Source organism: Pseudomonas sp. p50(2008), from assembly GCF_015351605.1.
In the GTDB taxonomy this organism is placed as follows: Bacteria; Pseudomonadota; Gammaproteobacteria; order Pseudomonadales; family Pseudomonadaceae; genus Aquipseudomonas.
On sequence record NZ_JACMYF010000018.1, the window covers coordinates 16,989 to 35,345 of the forward strand.

At 60.5% G+C, this 18,357-nt stretch carries 13 protein-coding genes and 1 pseudogene; 9 read left to right on the forward strand and 5 right to left on the reverse strand.

From position 1 onward, the window contains the following. Positions 1-1,641 precede the first annotated feature (1,641 nt). The 4 genes from H7698_RS30395 to H7698_RS30410 form a co-directional block, all read right to left on the reverse strand. The gene (locus H7698_RS30395) at positions 1,642-3,852 is read right to left on the reverse strand and encodes an LTA synthase family protein (RefSeq protein ID WP_194693853.1); all 2,211 of its coding nucleotides are present in this window, start codon (positions 3,850-3,852) and stop codon (positions 1,642-1,644) included. 117 nt (positions 3,853-3,969) lie between these two features. Further along, a complete protein-coding gene (locus H7698_RS30400; protein ID WP_194693854.1) occupies positions 3,970-6,006 on the reverse strand; it encodes an LTA synthase family protein in 2,037 nt (678 codons plus the stop codon). Positions 6,007-6,058: 52 nt separating this feature from the next. Then, positions 6,059-6,658: a hypothetical protein gene (locus H7698_RS30405; protein WP_162440897.1), complete on the reverse strand. Its 600-nt coding sequence runs from the start codon at positions 6,656-6,658 to the stop codon at positions 6,059-6,061. Next, positions 6,655-7,953, reverse strand: coding sequence for a sialidase family protein (locus H7698_RS30410; protein WP_194693855.1), 1,299 nt, complete (start codon positions 7,951-7,953; stop codon positions 6,655-6,657). Before H7698_RS30410 ends, H7698_RS30405 begins: the two co-directional genes overlap by 4 nt. A gap of 341 nt (positions 7,954-8,294) precedes the next feature. Here H7698_RS30410 and H7698_RS30415 point away from each other — a divergent pair, with 341 nt between their 5' ends. From H7698_RS30415 to H7698_RS30450, 8 genes are all read left to right on the forward strand, one after another. Further along, positions 8,295-8,795 carry a GNAT family N-acetyltransferase gene (locus H7698_RS30415; RefSeq protein ID WP_194693856.1) on the forward strand — a complete coding sequence of 167 codons (501 nt, stop codon included), beginning with the start codon at positions 8,295-8,297 and terminating at the stop codon, positions 8,793-8,795. Positions 8,796-8,962: 167 nt separating this feature from the next. Continuing rightward, positions 8,963-10,183 carry a helix-turn-helix domain-containing protein gene (locus H7698_RS30420; protein ID WP_194693857.1) on the forward strand — a complete coding sequence of 407 codons (1,221 nt, stop codon included), beginning with the start codon at positions 8,963-8,965 and terminating at the stop codon, positions 10,181-10,183. Between the two features lie 35 nt (positions 10,184-10,218). Continuing rightward, positions 10,219-10,851: a Vgb family protein gene (locus H7698_RS30425; RefSeq protein WP_194693858.1), complete on the forward strand. Its 633-nt coding sequence runs from the start codon at positions 10,219-10,221 to the stop codon at positions 10,849-10,851. A gap of 386 nt (positions 10,852-11,237) precedes the next feature. After that, a complete protein-coding gene (locus tag H7698_RS31770; RefSeq protein ID WP_194693859.1) occupies positions 11,238-13,241 on the forward strand; it encodes an aminotransferase class I/II-fold pyridoxal phosphate-dependent enzyme in 2,004 nt (667 codons plus the stop codon). A gap of 24 nt (positions 13,242-13,265) precedes the next feature. Beyond that, positions 13,266-14,048, forward strand: a complete 783-nt coding sequence (locus H7698_RS30435; RefSeq protein ID WP_162440712.1) for a transporter substrate-binding domain-containing protein — start codon at positions 13,266-13,268, stop codon at positions 14,046-14,048. A gap of 72 nt (positions 14,049-14,120) precedes the next feature. After that, positions 14,121-14,834 carry an ABC transporter permease gene (locus tag H7698_RS30440; RefSeq protein WP_162440711.1) on the forward strand — a complete coding sequence of 238 codons (714 nt, stop codon included), beginning with the start codon at positions 14,121-14,123 and terminating at the stop codon, positions 14,832-14,834. A 5-nt stretch (positions 14,835-14,839) separates the two neighbouring features. Next, the gene (locus tag H7698_RS30445) at positions 14,840-15,538 is read left to right on the forward strand and encodes an ABC transporter permease (RefSeq protein WP_162440710.1); all 699 of its coding nucleotides are present in this window, start codon (positions 14,840-14,842) and stop codon (positions 15,536-15,538) included. Next, the gene (locus H7698_RS30450; RefSeq protein ID WP_162440709.1) at positions 15,538-16,545 is read left to right on the forward strand and encodes a DMT family transporter; all 1,008 of its coding nucleotides are present in this window, start codon (positions 15,538-15,540) and stop codon (positions 16,543-16,545) included. Before H7698_RS30445 ends, H7698_RS30450 begins: the two co-directional genes overlap by 1 nt. On the opposite strand, the pseudogene H7698_RS31545 reads toward H7698_RS30450, so the two are convergent. Further along, positions 16,501-16,986, reverse strand: a pseudogene (locus H7698_RS31545) (TetR family transcriptional regulator C-terminal domain-containing protein); the annotation flags it as partial. The gene H7698_RS30450 and the pseudogene H7698_RS31545 sit on opposite strands and share 45 nt — an antisense overlap. A 162-nt stretch (positions 16,987-17,148) precedes the next feature. On the opposite strand from H7698_RS31545, the gene H7698_RS30455 reads away from it, so the two are divergent. Further along, positions 17,149-18,165 (forward strand): succinylglutamate desuccinylase/aspartoacylase domain-containing protein, encoded by a 1,017-nt coding sequence (locus tag H7698_RS30455; protein WP_194693860.1) that lies wholly within the window; start codon positions 17,149-17,151, stop codon positions 18,163-18,165. Positions 18,166-18,357 lie beyond the last annotated feature (192 nt).

The following is an 18,357-nucleotide window of genomic DNA, read 5'->3' on the forward strand; positions in this document are numbered from 1 at the left end:
CTGTGGGAGCTGGCTTGCCGGCGATGGCGGTTTCTTAGCCGACGAGTATTCCCCTGATGTACCCGGCTCAAACTGTAGGAGCGAGCCTGCTCGCGATGGCGGTCTGATCGGCGGAGAGATTGTTGCGGGTGTACATATCCGTTCCTGCGGTTACGGCTGCTATTGGTTTCGCCCTTACGGCGAGTCACTTTCGAAAAGCGCGAAAGTAACCAAAGCGCTCTTGCCCCTTTCGTCCGGTGCCTCGCCTGGGCTCGGCATACCCTCACTCCGGTCCTGCTCCGTGGGCCCGCCGCGATCGGCCATCCATGGCCGTGCGCGGCTAACCCGGCATCCATGCCGGGTTGCCCACTGCGCAGAACCTGCGCTCGGCGTACCGATGGGGCAAGAAGATCAAAATCAAAAGCAGATCAAAAGCCAAAGCGAGGCGGCCTTCGAGCCGACCTGACTTTCGAAGCGTACGCGTTCTCCTGTGGGAGCTGGCTTGCCAGCGAAGACGGTCTGACAGCCGACCATTTTCTTCGGATGTACCCGGATCAAACTGTAGGAGCGAGCCTGCTCGCGATGGCTGCCTGATCGGCGGTGAGATTCTTGCTGGGGTACATATCCATTCCTGCGGTCACGGCGGCTATTGGTTTCGCCCTTACGGCGAGTCACTTTCGAAAAGCGCGAAAGTAACCAAAGCGCTCTTGCCCCTTTCGTCCGGTGCCTCGCCTGGGCTCGGCATACCCTCACTCCGGTCCTGCTCCGTGGGCCCGCCGCGATCGGCCATCCATGGCCGTGCGCGGCTAACCCGGCATCCATGCCGGGTTGCCCACTGCGCAGAACCTGCGCTCGGCCTACCGATGGGGCAAGAAGATCAAAATCAAAAACAGATCAAAAGCCAAAGCGAGGCGGCCTTCGAGCCGACCTGACTTTCGAAGCGTACGCGTTCTCCTGTGGGAGCTGGCTTGCCAGCGATGGCGCCCTGACAGCCGCGCATTTCTGGCGGGTGTTCCCATATCAAACTGTGGGAGCTGGCTTGCCAGCGATGACGGTCTGACAGTCGACCATTTTCTTCGGATGTACCCAGATCAAATTGTAGGAGTGAGCCTGCTCGCGATGGCTGCCTGATCCGCGGTGAGATTCTTGCTGGGGTACATATCCATTCCTGCGGTTACGGCTGCTATTGGTTTCGCCCTTACGGCGAGTCACTTGGAAGAGCGCCAAGTAACCAAACGCTCTTGCCCCTTTCGTCCGGTGCCTCGCCTAGGCTCGGCATACCCTCACTCCGGTCCTGCTCCGTGGGCCCGCCGCGATCGGCCATCCATGGCCGTGCGCGGCTAACCCGGCATCCATGCCGGGTTACCCACTGCGCAGAACCTGCGCTCGGCCTACCGATGGGGCAAGAAGATCAAAATCAAAAACAGATCAAAAGCCAAAGCGAGGCGGCCTTCGAGCCGACCTGACTTTCGAAGCGTACGCGTTCTCCTGTGGGAGCTGGCTTGCCAGCGAAGACGGTCTGACAGTCGACCATTTTATTTTCGGATGTACCCGAATCAAACGGTGGGAGCTGGCCTGCCAGCGATGGCGGCCTGACAGTCGCTCATTTCTGGCAGATGCACCCCAATTAATCCAGGAGCCAAAATCACCCCTCTCAACGATTCAACTCGATTCAGCAGTATCGTCATCAAGCGTTTCGCCAACCGGTTCTTCTTGTCCCGGCAACTCAGTGATGACGCTGAAGTCGCTGACCTCGATTGCCCCCGTGCCATATCCCAGAAGGTGGAAGGAGAACGCCTTGCGCGACTCGGGGTTGTCGAAGCTGAAGTCCATTTCCAGGGGTTGATCCGCCGTGACCAGCATTTCTGCTGGCATTCCAACTTGCACGTCCTGTTCGAACTCTTTGGTCTTGAGCAGGATGTACGCGTTCTCTTGTAAATCGACCGAACGCACGGTCAGGCGCACTCGTGTGTGCGAGCCTTTGGGCATTTCCAGGTATTGGGCGCCGATCAGGTTGTCTGCCCAATCGTCCTTGATCTGCGCCTGCAGAGGAATGACATCCGGGCTTCCAAACTGGTAACGCTGGTTCAAGGGGGTCTGCATCAGTGTGCGATCCAGTGCCGTGGCTCTTGCGGTGATCTGCCTGGCACGCTGGCCGCCGTATTGGCCGAGGAATTTGGCGCGCTCGGCGATGAATCCTTCGCTGGCGTAGTACCGGCAGCGCTGTTGAAAGTCACACTCGGTGAACGTGCCCTGGCCGTCGTGATAACGCAGGTTGCCGTTGGTGTACGACATGATCTCGCGGCCCGTGTCGTAGTTGCGAAACAGCGAACGGCCGCTCAGGGCTGAAGGGACGGGGAGGGCGAAGTAGTCGAGTATCGACGTGCTCAAGTCCACATGCCCATATACGCCGGTTTTGACCTGCGGCAACTGTGCCTGCTCGGGTGCCAGGGTCAGGTTGAAACCCCAGGATGAGGCAAGACGGACGCCGTCGATGCCGTGGGACTCGTCAGAGGTGATCACCACCAGGGTGTCTTTGAGGACGCCCTGGCGTTCAAGGCCGTTGAGGAATTGATCGAGGGCATCATCCAGGTAGCCGACTGCCGCTTGCTTGGGCGTGTCGTAGCGTTCCAGATAGTCTTCAGGCGCGGAATAAGGCTGGTGGGTGCCGACGGTCAACAGCGTCAGCATCCACGGCTTTTTCTGCTTCTTGAGCTGGCCGACGTAATCCAGCGCACCTTCGAAGAAGGCCTTGTCATCCTTGCCCCACGGGAAATCGAGGTACGAGGCATTGGTGAACCATTCAAGACCCAGCGTCGTGTTGAAGCCGATGTGCGGCATGATCTTGTCTTTGGCCATGAAGCGCAGGCCGGCGCCTTGCAGATAATGGGTGGCGAAACCGTTTTTGCGCAGTTGCGCCGGCAGGCACGCCTGGTTGCGCTCGCTTTGGGTGAGCATCTCGACACCCTTGGGAGTGCCGTTGTCGAGTTTGTCGTAATCACCGCAAAGCATGGCGTACAGGCCGCGGATGGTCTGGTGGCTGTGCAGCACGTAATCCGGGGTGTTCATGCCACGCTCGGCCCGGCGGCTGAGGTGCGGCATCAGGTTTTCCTGATAGCTGCTATGCAAGGCCTGGCGATTGACCCCGACATAGGCGCCGGGAATGCCTTCGAGGGCAATAATCAACACGTTGCGCGCGCGTCCCGGCCCCGCCAATAGACTGTCCCCGGACAAGTCCAACTGGGTCAGCCCCGCCATTTGCGGCGGCACATCGACCACATCGCCCTCGAGCCATTCTTCGATGTTGATTTGAACGCTGCCCACACCCGCCGTCAGCAGCTGATGCGGCAGGTTGAACACGCGCCATTGGTCGGCGTCGGTGGGTTGCAAATGCTGTGCGCCCCAGTGAGCGATCAACAGCAGCAGCGGGGCGGTCCAGGCATGGCGGGGCAGGGACGGAGAGGGCGTGGAGGGGGCAAACCAATGTGTGAGCAGCCACAGGAACAGCCCGATCAATAACGTAGCGGCCAGCCACGGTTGGGCAAAACCACCGCCCGTGGAGTTTTCCAGAAACTGCGGGTCGATCAGGTAGTGCACGTCCGAAACGTTCGGCAGCCTGCCGACGGCGCTGACCAGCTCTGCGCTGGCTACTGTGAGGAAACCCCAGGGAAGCAATACCGCAAGCGCCAGCCACCAGGGGCGACGGTACAGCAGCACGACGAGAAGCGCGCCGATGCCTGCGTCGGAGAGGTAGCCGTGTGGGTTTGACCAGCCCAGCGCTGCACGCAGGCACAACGGCACGATGAGAACCAGGCCGATGAGGGCGATGAGGCGTGCGTAGGGTTTTTGCAACCCGAGACGGATGATGTTCACAAAATTTTTCTTCCAGCCACTAAATCGTCACACAAGTGTGCTGGATGGTATCAAGTGCCGGGCACGCTGGCCCGGATATATCAGGTCACACTTAAGTGTCCGGCACTTGATCAGGCGTTACTTTCGTACGTTCTGGTACAGCATCAACCGAGACGTTTCATGCATGCCACGGGTCAGTTGCACCAGGCGCTTGAACTCTTCAGGGTTCTGCCCGGCGACGTCGTCCAGCGGTGTCATCGAGGCCAGGTCATGCAGGGTCGGCGAGCTGCCGTCGTGTTCCATCTGCACCATGAAGTGTTGGGTAACGCCGGCAATCAGCGGGAACGTACCTTCGCGCAGCACCAGTGGCACCACGCGTTCGCCTTCGGGGGCGGGTTGCTGGATATCCCGACCCATGCCGCTGTTACGGAATTCCATCCCCGCCATACCCGCGACGGTGGGCAGCAGGTCCACCAGCCCCACGGCTTCCTTGACCGCACGAGTGCCGATCAGGCCCGGTGCGTGGATGATCATCGGTACCGCATTGCTTTCCAGGCCCAATTGCTCGTAAGCCGGTGCCAGGAAGGGGATCTGGGCGATGCGGGTGTTGTGGTCGCCAAACAGCACGAAAATGGTGTTTTCGTAATAGCCGCCGGCTTTGGCGATTTCCATCAGGCGCCCGATGTTGAAGTCCAGCAGGCGCACAGCGTTGTATTGCTCGACACTGCGCGAACCCGCGGCCTGCACTTCGGCAAGGGTCGGATGCTTCACCTCAAAACCATCGTTGGTCTTGGGAATGGTGAAGGGACGATGGTTGCCCGCGGTCTGCACATACGCAAAGAATGGTTTGTCCTTGGGCAGCGCCTGCAGGATCTGATCGGTTTCCTTGAACAGGTCCAGGTCTGAAATCCCCCAGACATCCACCACCGGCGATTTCCAGTCGCGCTCTTCGAACAGACGCACCCCATCGATGCTTTGCTTGATCAGCGCGTTCATATTGGCCCAGCCGGAGTTGCCGCCAATGGTGTAAATCTTCTCGTAATCGGTGAAGGCGTTGATCAGGGTGTTCTGCTGAGTAATCAGTGGATTGCGCGTCGCGGTTTCCTGACGGGTCACGTCAGGCACGCCGGAGATGCTCGCCCAGACGGTTTTTGCAGTGCCGGTCACGGGCACGTAGAAGTGCTCGAAGAACCAGCTCTGGGTGGCCAGGCGATCGATGTTCGGGGTCGGGTTGATCGGGTTGCCATAGGCTCCGACGGCGCTGGTGCCGAGGGACTCGAGCATGACAAACATGACGTTGGGTGGTCGCGAGCCGGGGACCTTGTAAGGTTGCGGCGCCTGGTGACGGACAAAATTCAGGGCTTGCGGGTCCGGCTGATCGACGCCCAGGTAGTTGGACATCACCGCGTAGTGTTCGCGCACCTGCGCTTCGTCGTAGCGCGACTGACCGACCTTGACCGTGTCATAGAGGAAGATCACCGGGTTCAGGCCCAGGGCAGCGACCTGGTTGTTGCCCGAGAAGAACGCATCGCTCCAGCGCAACGGCACCGGGTTTTCCAGGTTCATGTTTTCCACACGGCCCAGAATGCCCAGCAGCACCAGCACCACCATCACGGCGCCGCCCAATGTCGCGGAAAGCTTACGAATAGGCTTGCGCGGACGATCCAGGGTGACCCGTTCCAGGCGCACCAGGGCCAGGGTGGCGAGCACCACGGTGGTCAGCCAGCCCAGGGAAATCCAGATCACCGGGTAGGTCTGCCAGACCATGTCGCGGGATATCTGCGCATCGTCGATGAAGCGCAGCACCGTGGCATTGATCCTCACGCCCAGGTACGCGTAATGGCCAAAGTCGATGATGTAGATCAGCAGCAAGAGGCTCAGGGCGACCGCCAGATACACCCGCGCAATCACGCGCAGCAGGCGGCTGGTGGTCAGGTTCCAGCGTGGGATCCAGGCCAGCAACGCCAGTGGCAGCATCACCAGAATCGCCAGTCGCAGGTCGAAACGAAAGCCGATACCCAGGGTTTCCAGGACGGCTTTTTCGCCACTCAGGGCGCTGGCATCAAAACCGGAAAAACCGAAAAAGAACATCACCCGAAGCAGTGCAAACAACACAAACGCAATCGCGGTCGCGCCCAGCCAATAGTGCAAGCGTCTCGATTGCAACCATCCCATCCTTGTTTCCCCTGTCAAAAAAATTGTTGAATCTGAAACGGATTCGCTGATGTCAGCGAGCTGGACCGCGCTGCCGGATCAGCCAGCGACACGCCGCTCGCACGGCCAGGACCAGCAGGGCGCCGCAGCAATACAGGCCCAATAGCGGATCGACCAGATAGTCCCAGTAGTTGTGCGAAGGTTTGATCCCGAACATGAAAGCCAGGGTCGCACCGGCCAGCATCGCAACCGCCAGGCCGTGGCGCAGGTAAAACAGGCCCAGGGTCAGCAAGGCGATGAACGTCAGCAAAATGCGCGGGCTGTAGCCAAACCGGTAAGGGTCCAGATAGCTGAGCCCCAGGGTCGCCGGGTACAGCAACAACGCCATGGCGGCGAAAATGATCAATACGCTGATTTGACCGTGCTGCGCCGGGGGCAGGAGGTCGAGGCGACGCAAGCAGCCCCAGGCCATGAACACCAGCGTTGTGATTGCCAGGTCGTCAATGTGGCTGCGCAGGTAGGCGGCCAGTGTCAGCCCGTCCAGCGGTATGAAACTGATGGCCAGCAAGGCGGCCAACAGGACGGCTCGCCAGAGTCTGCTCAGCCCGAAACCCGGCAACAGCAGGAAGACGATCATTGCGAAGCTGAGATGGGCCTGCCAAAGGTTGATCATTTGAGACGCTCGGACAGCCATGCATCGTTGAAGGTGACATGCTTGATGAAGGTGTTGTTCCAGGAATAAACCAGGTGATACATGCCGTCGGGACTGCGGATGAAGTAGGGGTATTCATATTCGAATTCACACCCTCGACTGGTGCAGACACGGGTATCGAGGTTGCTCAGGAACTGCGCTTCAAGAGGCTGGCGAAGTGCGCCACTGGAGTCGCGAAACTCGTGACCGATAATTTCCTTATAGGCTTGAGGGGAAAACGGATTGCCCAGCGGGTCAGGTGATTTATCCAGGTCCCGCACCGAGCGCCAATCGTTCATTTTCGCATCGGTGCCGTAGAGGCTCAGCTTGAAACGCCCTTCCTGAAGGTCATTGAGCGCCACCAGCAAACCATGTTCGGGGGTTGCCACGGCGGCCAGCGAGGAGTTCGGATTCGACGGGTCGAGCGGGTAGGGCTCACTCCAGGTTTGCCCGGCATCTTCGGTGCGGGTCGCCAATACGCGATGGTGCGTTTCGCCGGCATAACGCAACAAGGCAATGCCGCGCTGCCCGTCCAGCGGCACCACCGTCGGCTGCAGCGAGTTGTTGCCGCGACTGATGCGGTATTTATCGATCACGTTGCCGTCGGGACTCAGGTACAGGTACTCGGCGAACTTGCCCAGGAACTCGTGATAAACCGGCAGGCCGATGGACCCGTCGGCATGGAAGACCGGTGCCGAGCGAACCAGGGTGCTGATGTTCAGGAAGGGCGAGGTGATCAACTGACGCGGTGCGGACCAGTTTTCACCAAAGTCGTCCGACACCATCACGTTCACTGCGCTGCCGGCCCATCCACCCATCGATACCGACACATAGAACAGCCACAGGCGGTTGTCCGGTGCGAGTGCGACGACCGGGTTACCGAGTTTGCGGATGTATTTCCGGGTGCCCTGCTGGGTCGAATCCCGGGTCGCCAATACCCGTTCCGCGCCCCATTCGCCGGTTGTTGCGTTGAAGACGGCGGAGCGTACCTGCACGTCAGCAGCGCCTTCGCGGGTGCCGGCGAACCAGACGGACATCAGGCTGCCATCCGGCAAGGCGGTAACGGCGGAGGAATGCACGAAGTCCAGCAGCCCGGAAGAGGCGAAACGGCTGGTGTAGATGGGCTTGGCGACTTTGTTGGCCACGGCCATCGTCGGGCTCATCAAGGCGAAAGAAGAATGCACGGGGGCAGGATGGGTCAACCATACGCTTGCGAACAGGCAAACCAGGGCAAGGTAAGTGACAAAAACGGCAAGGCGGGGGCGTCTGATGCGCATAGGTACGGCTCGGCATCTCAGGGTTCGATCGAGCGCGGTAACCTATCACTACTAGTCGCGATTCCGGTGTTTGGCTAGCAAGCCTTTTGTAAGTAATTGTTTGCAAAGTTCGGGAATGTTTAACGAAAACCGTCGAATTGGGGCTGAAATGGCTGATTTAGAGCGGTTGATTCGTTGTTTTTCGGAGTCGTCTGTCAGACTAATCTGAAAATCGTTTTAGACGGGTGGTGATATTTCCCTTTTTTTTTGAGCAACGTATCCATTGCTGCGGTAACGGCCTCTGGCGGTTTCGCTCCCTCAAGCCCTAATCTGTGGCACCTACCTTTGGATGGAGCCAAATCATGCTGTTAACCCACCGCCCCGTCAGCGCTGACGATGTCCCGACGATTTGCAGCTTTCCTCAAACGCCGCAAGAGTTGTTCTTCATGTTCCCCAAGGCGCAGTACCCGCTGACGGAGGAACAGTTGCACGCGTCCATCGCTCAACGCAGCGATTCGACCGTGGTTGAGGCGGATGGCTGTGTCGTGGGTTTTGCGAATTTCTATGCGTTTGAACATGACGGTCGTTGTGCCATTGGCAACGTGATCGTGTCACCGAAGGCCCGGGGCAAGGGGGTTGCCCGGTATCTGGTGGAGACAATGATCGCGATTGCGTTCGAACGGCATCGGGCTCGTGATGTGGAGCTTTCGTGCTTCAACGAAAATACGGCCGGTCTGTTGCTTTACCCAACGCTGGGGTTCGAACCGTTTGGGATAGAGGAGCGTTTGTCGCCGGACGGGCGAAGGGTGGCGTTGATCAATCTGCGGTTGGTCACTAAAGCCCAGGCACCGATCGCCGAATGAAGGGCTAAATCTGAAGACAAGTAATTCCCTGTGGCGAGCGAGTTTACTCGCCACAGGGTTCTCACTCATTCACTCAACAACCCAGGCTTGGCACTGGGAGCTCTCGGTCCTGACTAGACTAACCACCAGGAACGAACCGACGAGGTGACAACCATGGCGCGATACAGATGGATTCGTTGATCACGGCGGCGGCACGTGCGCTGGCCGCGGGCGATCCGCTCGGTGCGCTGGACCGGATTGCCCTGCGTGAGGATGCTCCGGCGCTCGCGCTGCGGGGCATCGCGATGGCGCAGCTGGGTGATCTGGTTCGGGCCAGGGAGTTAGTGCGCCGTGCCGCGCGGGCGTTCGGGCCGAAGGAATCGTTGGCCCGTGCGCGCTGTCTGGTTGCCGAAGCCGAAATCGCGCTGGCCTCCCGGGACCTGGGGTGGCCGACCAAGGCACTGGAAGCGGCGCGGGTCGTGCTGGAGGCTCAGGGTGACCGGACCAACGCAGCCCATGCACGGTATCTGCAGATTCGGCGTTTGTTGCTGGTCGGGCAGCTCGATGACACCCAGGGATTACTCGCAGACCTCGACCCGGCGCCATTGCCTCCCGCGTTGAGGGCTGCCCATGAACTGGTCGTCGCAGGCATTGCGATCCGGCGACTGCAAACCGACAAGGCGCGTGCGGCGCTCACACGGGCTGCCAATGCGGCTCATGAGGCTGGCATTACCGCACTGACAGCCGAAGTGGAAAACGCCGCGCTCGTGCTCGACACCCCTGTTGCGCTGCTGATCGCCCGGGGCGCGGAACGGCCGATCCTGCTGGATGAAGTGGAGGCCTTGCTCGGTTCGACCGTGCTGGTCGTGGATGCCTGCCGATCGATTGTGCGCGGTGTTGGCATGTCGGTGTCCCTGGCCACGCGCCCGGTGCTGTTTTCCCTGGTTCGGGTACTGGCCGAAGCCTGGCCAGGCGATGTGTCCAGAGAAGTGCTCATTGCCCGGGCCTTCCGATTGAAGCTTGCCGATGAATCCCTTCGCGCACGATTGCGCGTTGAAATCGGACGACTGCGCGTCGCACTCAAACCCCTGGCCGGGGTGAGCGCGACCAAACGCGGATTTGTGCTGGTGCCGCTGGTTTCATCTGAGGCAGTCCTGCTCGCGCCGCCCGTTGAGGAGAAGTACGCGTCAGTGTTCGCCTGCCTCGCGGACGGTGAGTCCTGGTCCAGTTCAGCCCTGGCACTGGCGCTTGGCGCCAATCAGCGCACGGTGCAGCGTACGCTCGACAAGCTCTCTGCGGCAGGCAAGGTGCAGTCGTTCGGTCATGGTCGGGCCCGTCGCTGGATGACGCCGCCGGTGCCGGGTTTCGCGACGACCTTGTTACTCCCGGCACCACTTCCCGGTGATTAGGATGAACGTCACCAACCCGCGAAGAGGATCCGAACATGAAACATTCAACCGCTGAAATTCTCCTTGAATATGGACCGTTTCCAGGTGTCGACAAGGTGCACGGCGTGACCTGGGACGGTCAGCATGTCTGGTTTGCCGTCGGTGAAAAACTCACCGCGCTCGACCCTGCGAACGGCCAGACCGTGCGCTCGATTGATGTCGCCGCCCACGCCGGTACGGCCTTCGACGGTGAGCATCTGTACCAGCTCGCCGAAGACCGCATCCAGAAGATTGACCCGCACACCGGTCGGGTGCTCAACACCATCCCGGCGCCGGGGGGTGGCAACGACTCTGGCCTGACCTGGGCCGAAGGTTCGCTGTGGGTCGGTGAGTACCGTGAGCGCAAGATTCACCGGATCGACCCCGAGAGCGGGGCCATCTTGCGCACGCTGGAATCGAACCGTTTCGTCACCGGTGTGACCTGGGTCGAAGGTCAGCTTTGGCATGGGACGTGGGAGGGCGATGAAAGCGAGTTGCGCCATATTGACGCCACGACGGGTGAAGTCCTGGAAAGCGCCAGGCTGCCGGACGGCGTTGGCGTGTCGGGGCTTGAGTCGGATGGAGGCGAGCGATTTTTCTGTGGCGGCGGAGGCAGTGCGAAGGTGAGGGTTGTTCGTCGGCCACGATAAATTTGTTTTGGATGTGAGGGCCCCATCGCGAGCAGGCTCGCTCCTACAATGATCCTCAGTGAATACACATGTTGTGTACAACAAAGTCCCCTGTAGGAGTGAGCCTGCTCGCGATGAGGCCCTCACAGACGCTGCAAAATCAAAACTTTGCCACCTGCCACCTGCCACCTGCCACACAGCACTCACCGCACTTCCTCATTCAAAAATCCAACCCGATCCTCCTGTCCGATAAACGGCATGACTGTCGTGAAAACGACCTGTTTGCGCTGAACGCGAACCACTGTGACTTTTCTGTTGAACGACTGTTCAGCTTCGACTATGTTGGTTCCCACTTCCCCGGCTGGTAGCGCGGGCTTGCGTTTCTTCATTTTGAACGAGGCACTTGCATGCGGTTTTCACCCTTTGTTGAACGGATTACGGGCGACGGCGTTGCCGCTTGGGATATCCATTACGCAGCGTACGAAGCCCAGCGCCGTGGCGAGGATGTGATCATTCTCAGCGTCGGCGACCCGGATTTCCCCACCCCTGATTTCATCACCGACGCCGCCATTCACGCCCTGCGCGAGGGCGACACTCACTACACCGAAATCGCCGGCCGCCTGGCCTTGCGCGAAGCCATCGCCGCCCGCTACACCACCTTGCTTCACCGCGAAGTACAAGCGCCTGACGTCATCCTGACGGCGGGGGCGCAGAACGCACTGTTCGCCGCCTCGCTGTGCTTGTTGACGAGTGGCGATGAAGTGATCGCCCTCGACCCGATGTACGTCACCTACGAGGCCACGCTCAAGGCTTCCGGCGCGACACTGGTGCGCGTCCCGTGTACGGCGGACTCCGGTTTCCGGCTCGACGCCGCAGTGTTGGCCAAAGCCATCACCCCGCGCACCAAGGCGATTTTCCTCTCCAACCCCAATAACCCCACCGGCGTGGTGCTCAACCGCGAAGAGCTGCAAGCCATTGCCGAACTGGCCATTGTCCATGACCTCTGGGTCGTGGTGGATGAGGTCTATGAAAGCCTGGCGTTCGAGCGCGAGCACTTGAGCCTGGCGGCGTTGCCGGGTATGGCCGAGCGTTGCGTGGTGATCGGCAGCCTGTCGAAATCCCACGCCATGACCGGCTGGCGCATCGGCTGGATCGTCGCCAACGAAACCTTGGTGGGCCACGTCGAAAACCTGGTGCTGAGCATGCTTTATGGCTTGCCGGGGTTTGTCATGGAGGCGGCACTCAAGGCGGTGCAGGCCCATGCCGACGTCACCCACGGCATGCGCGACATCTATCGCCGCCGTCGCGACCTGGTGGTGAACAGCCTGGCGGACTGCCCGGGCATTTCGGTGCTCAAACCCGACGCTGGCATGTTCGTGCTGATAGACGTGCGCACCACCGGCCTGACGTCGCTCGAATTCGCCTGGCGCCTGCTGCGCGAAGCGCATGTTTCGGTGCTGGATGCGGCAGCGTTCGGTGAACCGGCGCAGGGCTTTGTACGGCTCTCGTTCACCCTCGGCGAAGAGCGACTGGCCCAGGCCTGCCAGCGGATTCGCAAGTTTGTCCTAGTGCTGAACGGTGAAGCGCCTCGGCCCGTGATCTCCCGCGTGACCTGTGAAGCGACTATCGAACCGGCCTCGTGCAAGACCATGATCGAAGTCGATCGCCTGCACAAACGCTTCGGCAATATCGAAGTGCTCAAAGGCGTCTCGTTGACGGCGCGCGAGGGTGAAGTGATCTCCCTGATTGGTGCCAGCGGCTCGGGCAAAAGTACCTTGCTGCGTTGCATCAACATGCTCGAAATACCGGACCAGGGGCGCATTCTGGTGGACGGTGAAAGCATTCACCTGAACCAGAATCGCCCTGGCGCGCCTTTGGTTTCCGATGCCAAGCAGCTGGTGCGGATTCGCTCGAGCCTGGGCATGGTGTTCCAGAACTTCAACCTCTGGCCCCATCGCACGGTGCTGGAAAACCTCATCGAAGCGCCGACCCAGGTCTTGCGTGAAAGCCGGGCGGAGGCGACCGAGCGCGCCGAAGCCTTGCTCGAACGTGTAGGGCTTGCGGCCAAGCGCAACGAGTACCCGGCGTTTCTCTCCGGGGGGCAGCAACAACGCGTCGCCATTGCCCGGGCCCTGGCCATGCGCCCCAAAGTCATGCTGTTCGATGAGCCTACCTCGGCACTCGACCCGGAACTGGTCGGCGAAGTGCTCCGGGTGATTCGCTCCCTCGCCGAAGAAGGCCGGACCATGATCCTGGTCACTCATGAGATGGCCTTCGCACGTGATGTCTCCTCCAAAGTTGCCTTTTTGCATCAAGGGCTGATCGAGGAAACCGGTTCGCCGGACGAAGTGTTCGTACACCCACGCAGCGAGCGCTGCCGACAATTCGTCAACGCTCATCAAACTCGCTAATACATAACAAGACGGGAAAACATCATGGGAAATCGACGTTTGGCAAACTGGATGACCGGCGTGGCTTGCGTTCTGCTGGCCGGCATCAGCAACGCTCAGGCTCAGCCGATCAGGTTCGCGGTCGCGGCTGAACCCTATCCGCCGTACACCGAGAAGCAGGCCAACGGTGAATGGAAAGGGTTTGAAGTCGACCTGATCCACAAGCTCTGCACCGAAATGAAAGCCGAGTGCGAGATCAAGGAAGTGGCGTGGGACGGGATCATTCCATCGTTGCTGGCGAAGAAGATCGACGTGATTTTCTCCTCGATGTCCGTGACCGCGGAACGCGAAAAACAGATCGCTTTCAGCCGGGCTTACTACGATTCGCTCGTCGCGATTGTCGGCCCCAAGGGCACCAAGGTGAGCAAGTACCCGGATGACCTGAAGGGCAAGATCATCGGCGTGCAGAACTCCACGGTCAGCGCCAGCTACCTCAAGGCCTACTACGAAAAAATCGCCGACGTGAAGTACTATGACACCCAGGATTCGGCCAACGCGGATCTGATCGCCGGTCGCATCGACCTGATGATGGCGGACGGCACAGCCATGACCGAGTTCGTCAAAACGCCGGACGCCAGCAACCTCGAATTCCTCGGCACAGTGCCCTACGACCCGATCTTCGGCAAAGGTGTCGGCGCCGGTCTGCGCAAGGACGACACCGAGCTCAAGGCCCGACTGGACAAGGCGATCACCGCACTGCTGGCGAGCAAGGACTATGACGACCTCTCCCAGAACTACTTCGGCACCAGCGTGAAACCTGCTTTCTAAATCCCCTCACCACACACGCTCGCACCCACAGGGATTCAGGCAGGTTGTTGATTGCGAGACTGGGAGACCGAAATGCCGGAAATGTTCGCTTTGATCAATTTCACCGAACAAGGATGGGGTGGTGCGCTACTGAAGGGTTTGTTGATGACCCTGCAGATCTCCGCTGGGGCATTTGTTGTCGGGCTGTTCATCGGCCTGGTGGTGGCCTGCCTCAAATTGGGCGCGCCCAAACCGATCGCGGCGCTGATGCGCGGCTACACCACATTGTTCCGTGCGATTCCCGAGTTGCTGCTGATTCTGTTGCTGTACTACGTCGGCTCCATGCTCCTCAATTCGCTGATGGCCAAAATGGGTTACGACGCGGTCAACGTCAGTGGTCCACTGGCTGCGATCCTGGTGCTGGGACTGGTCCAGGGTGCCTACGCTTCGGAGATTTTTCGCGCGGCGATCCAGGCCATTCCCTACGGCCAGATCGAAGCGGCGAGGGCGTTTGGCCTCAGCGGTTTCGGGCTGTTCCGCCGTGTCACGTTGCCGATCATGGCGCCTTACGCGATGGCCGGGATGGCGAACCTGTGGATCAACCTGATCAAGGACAGCGCCCTGATCAGCGTGGTGGGCACCAACGAACTGCTGTACACCGCCAAGCAAGGCGCGGGTTCGACCCGTCACTACCTGTTGTTCTATCTCACGGCTGCGGCGATGTATTACGTGGTGACGCTGGCGTCCAATTACCTGTCCGGACGACTTGAACGACGCATCCGTCGCTGGATGCCTTTGGCTGAGTGAATGAAATGATTCCAGCGTGGATAGTTGAATACGCGGCCCTGTTGGGTCGAGGTTTGCAAACGACCATCACCATTTTGCTGATCTCCATGGTGTTCGGTTTCGTGCTGGCGGTGCTGGTGGCTCTGGCGCGGATCTCGAAGAACAAAGTGATCGCCAGGGCCAGCCTGTTCTACACCAGCGTGTTGCGTGGCACGCCGCTGCTGATCCAGATCTACATTTTCTACTACGGGCTCGGCAGCCTGTTTGCCCAGTTTCCGCTGATCCGTGGCAGCTTCTTCTGGCCATACCTGCGTGACGGCTACTGGTACATCGTCTTCGCGCTGGTGCTGTCGGTGGGGGCGTATGTCGGTGAAGTCATTCGCGGTGGGCTGCTGGCAGTGCCCAAGGGCGAAATGGAAGCCGCGTCGGCCTTCGGCATGACCCAACGCCAGGCTTTGTTGCGGGTACGCTTGCCCCGGGCGATGCGGTTGTTGTTGCCGACCCTCGCCGGGGAGACCGTGATGCTGCTCAAATCCACGGCGCTGGCGTCGACCATTGCGATCATCGACCTGCTGGGTGCGGCCAACGTGGTACGCGCGCAAACCCTGCAAGTGTACGAGCCGCTGTTGCTGGTCGCTGGTGTGTATGTCTGCCTGACGTTCCTGATCGAGGCGCTGTTCGCTTTCTTCGAACGTCGCGGAACGCCAGTGCGCAGGTCCGTGTGATGAGCACGCCAGGGACGGTCGACCGGTCGTTGCAAGGTATTGGTCTGTGCACCTTGGGCTATGCGTTTCTGGCGCTGCAGGACGCCGTGATCAAGTGGCTGGTGGCCGATTATTCGGTGGTCACCATCCTGTTCTGGCGCAGCTTGTTCGTGGTGTTTGTGTGCCTGGTGGCGGGACGTTTGCGGCTGGTGCAAAAAGCCTGGCGCTCGCCGAGCCGACGCCTGCTGGTGCAGCGTGGTTTGCTGTCGATTGTCGCCTGGGTGCTGTATTACACGGCGGCCCGGGACCTGTCGCTGGCGGAGATGACCACGCTGTATTTCTCGGCGCCGATCATGGTCACGGTGTTGGCGGCGGTGTTCCTCAAGGAGCGCGCGAACGGCTGGCAGTGGTTCACCCTGATCGTCGGATTTGTCGGGGTGATCATCGCCTGTCGCCCCAGCAACATCGCCGAGCCGTTGCCGGTGGTGCTGACGCTGCTGGCAGCCATGTGCTGGGCCTTCACCTACATCCAGTTGCGGCAGGTGGATGACCAGACGTCGGTGCTGGAACAAATGCTCATCACCAACGTGGTGTTTGTGATCTGCATGACCGTGGCGCTGCCCTGGACCCACACGCCGTCGCCGACCCCGGCCTGGTTGGGGATGCTCGCGGCGGGCCTGGTCGGCGGTATCGGTCAGTACCTGTTGTTTGCGAGTTTCCGGCGGGCCACGGCGACGTTGCTGGCGCCGTTCGAGTACACCGGGCTGATCTGGGCGTTCCTGTTGTCGAGCCTGATCTGGGGCACGGTGATGGATGTGTCACTGATGATCGGCGCCGGGCTGATCGCGGTCAGCGGCACCCTGGCGATGATCTTCGGGCGCCACGCCTCACAGGACGTCGTCGGTGCTGAATGCTCCGTGACGCAACCCCTTTATCCAGCAGCGACAGATGTGGAGCCCGTTGGCGGGACTGAAGGTTTCGGGGTTGAGGCACCACTCGATCCAGAGTCCGTCGAGCATCGCCGATAGGCCGATGGCGGCCAGGTGAGTGTCGTGAATCACAAAACCTTCGCTGGCAGCCAGGTCATCCAGGAGCTGGCGGAGCAAGTCGAGGTAGGCGCGGTAGCTTTTTTCGTGAGACTGGCTGACGTGTTCGGAATGGCGAATCAGGCTCCAGAACACCACCCAGGCGCCGAGCAAATCGGGGTCCATGACCCGTGGTGCGAATGAACCGGTCAGGAACGCGTCCATCCTCGCGGCCGGCGTGTCGGCCTGCTCTATTTCCTGGAGCAGGGCCGTGGTCAGTTCGCTCGCGAGCTTCTGATAGGTGTCGGCGATCAACGCATCGATGCTGCCGAAATGATGGTTGAGCAAGCCAACGGACACGCCGGCCTCGGTGGCGATGCGGCGCACGGAGATACCGGCATGCCCGTCACGGACCAGGCAACGCAGCGTGGCAGCCACCAGCATTTCGCGGCGCTCGTCAGGTTCGGCGCGGCGGTTTTTCGGAGCGGTAGTGGTCACAGGGACGTCCTTGGGTGCGGTTACTCGTTCGCGAGCTTAGTTGAACGTCTGTTCAATCACCAGCGGCGATGCACGGGTTTTTAACGATCATGACGGGAGGACACGCGGATGGCGCAGGATATTTCGTTCAACGTTCGCAGCAACAACGGCGACCCGCTGCGGGTGGGGGCCTGGCGTTTCGAGGGCGATGGCAGCGGCCCCAAGGTGCACCTGCAAGCCGGTGTGCATGCCGATGAAATCGCCGGGATGCTGGTGTTGCACCTGCTGATGCAACGCCTGCAAGTGGCCGAGGCCGAAGGTCGGCTCAAGAGTCAGGTGACAGTGGTGCCGCAGGCCAATCCGCTGGGTATCGGGCAGTTTCGTCAGGGACGTCTGCTGGGCCGATTCCACGACGCGACCGGCCATAACTTCAACCGCGGGTTCGACCAGTCCGCAGCGATGAATCCACCTTCGACGAACATTCAGGAATGGCAGAAAAGTCTGGCGCAACTGGCCTCCAGCGCAGATGTCATGCTCGACCTGCACACCGATGACGAGGCGCTGCCGTATCTCTATGTGCACCGCAGTTTCTGGCCCCGTGGCCGTGAACTGGCGGCTGCGATGAAAATGGACGTGGCGATCATCTGGGACGACGGCGGTGATGGTTCCTTCGAGGAAAGCATCATTGCGCCCTGGCTGCGAAAGGGCGTCAGCGAGCGGCAAATGGCGGCGACGCTGGAGTTGCGCGGGCAGGGCGATGTCAGCGACCGGTTTGCCGAGCAGGATGCCGACGGGCTCTATGCCTGGTTGTGCAGTTACGGGGTCATCGATGAGGCGCTGACACTGGGTGACTGGCCTGTCGAAGTGATGGAAATGGGGCAGATGGAAACCATTCTGGCGCCGCAGCCAGGGGTGCTGATCTTTGAAAAGGACTTGGGGGATTTTGTCGAGGAAGGGCAGCGCTTTGCCCGGATTCTGCGGTGCCCAGGGGATCCGTCGTCAGAGGTGGTGTTGGTGGCCGAGCAAGCGGGACGGATGGTGACGCGCTATCGCGATCGGTTGGTGTCCCAGGGCATGGTCGTGGCGAAGTTCACCGGCAGCCGGGTGTCGCGCCATTGGCGTGGCGGATTGCTGGATCCGAACTGACGCCTTTTCTTTTGCAGCAGCTGCCGAGGCACGAGGCTGCGTTGCGTGTCCGCAGGACCGCCCCCGGGGGCCGCTGCGCAGCCCGACGCAGCCTCGTGCCTCGGCAGCTGCTACAAAGAGCGCGATCACGTCGTTTGTAAAATGTGGGCTCATGACGGCGATTGAAGGTGTCACCCGATTCTGAATCCTGTT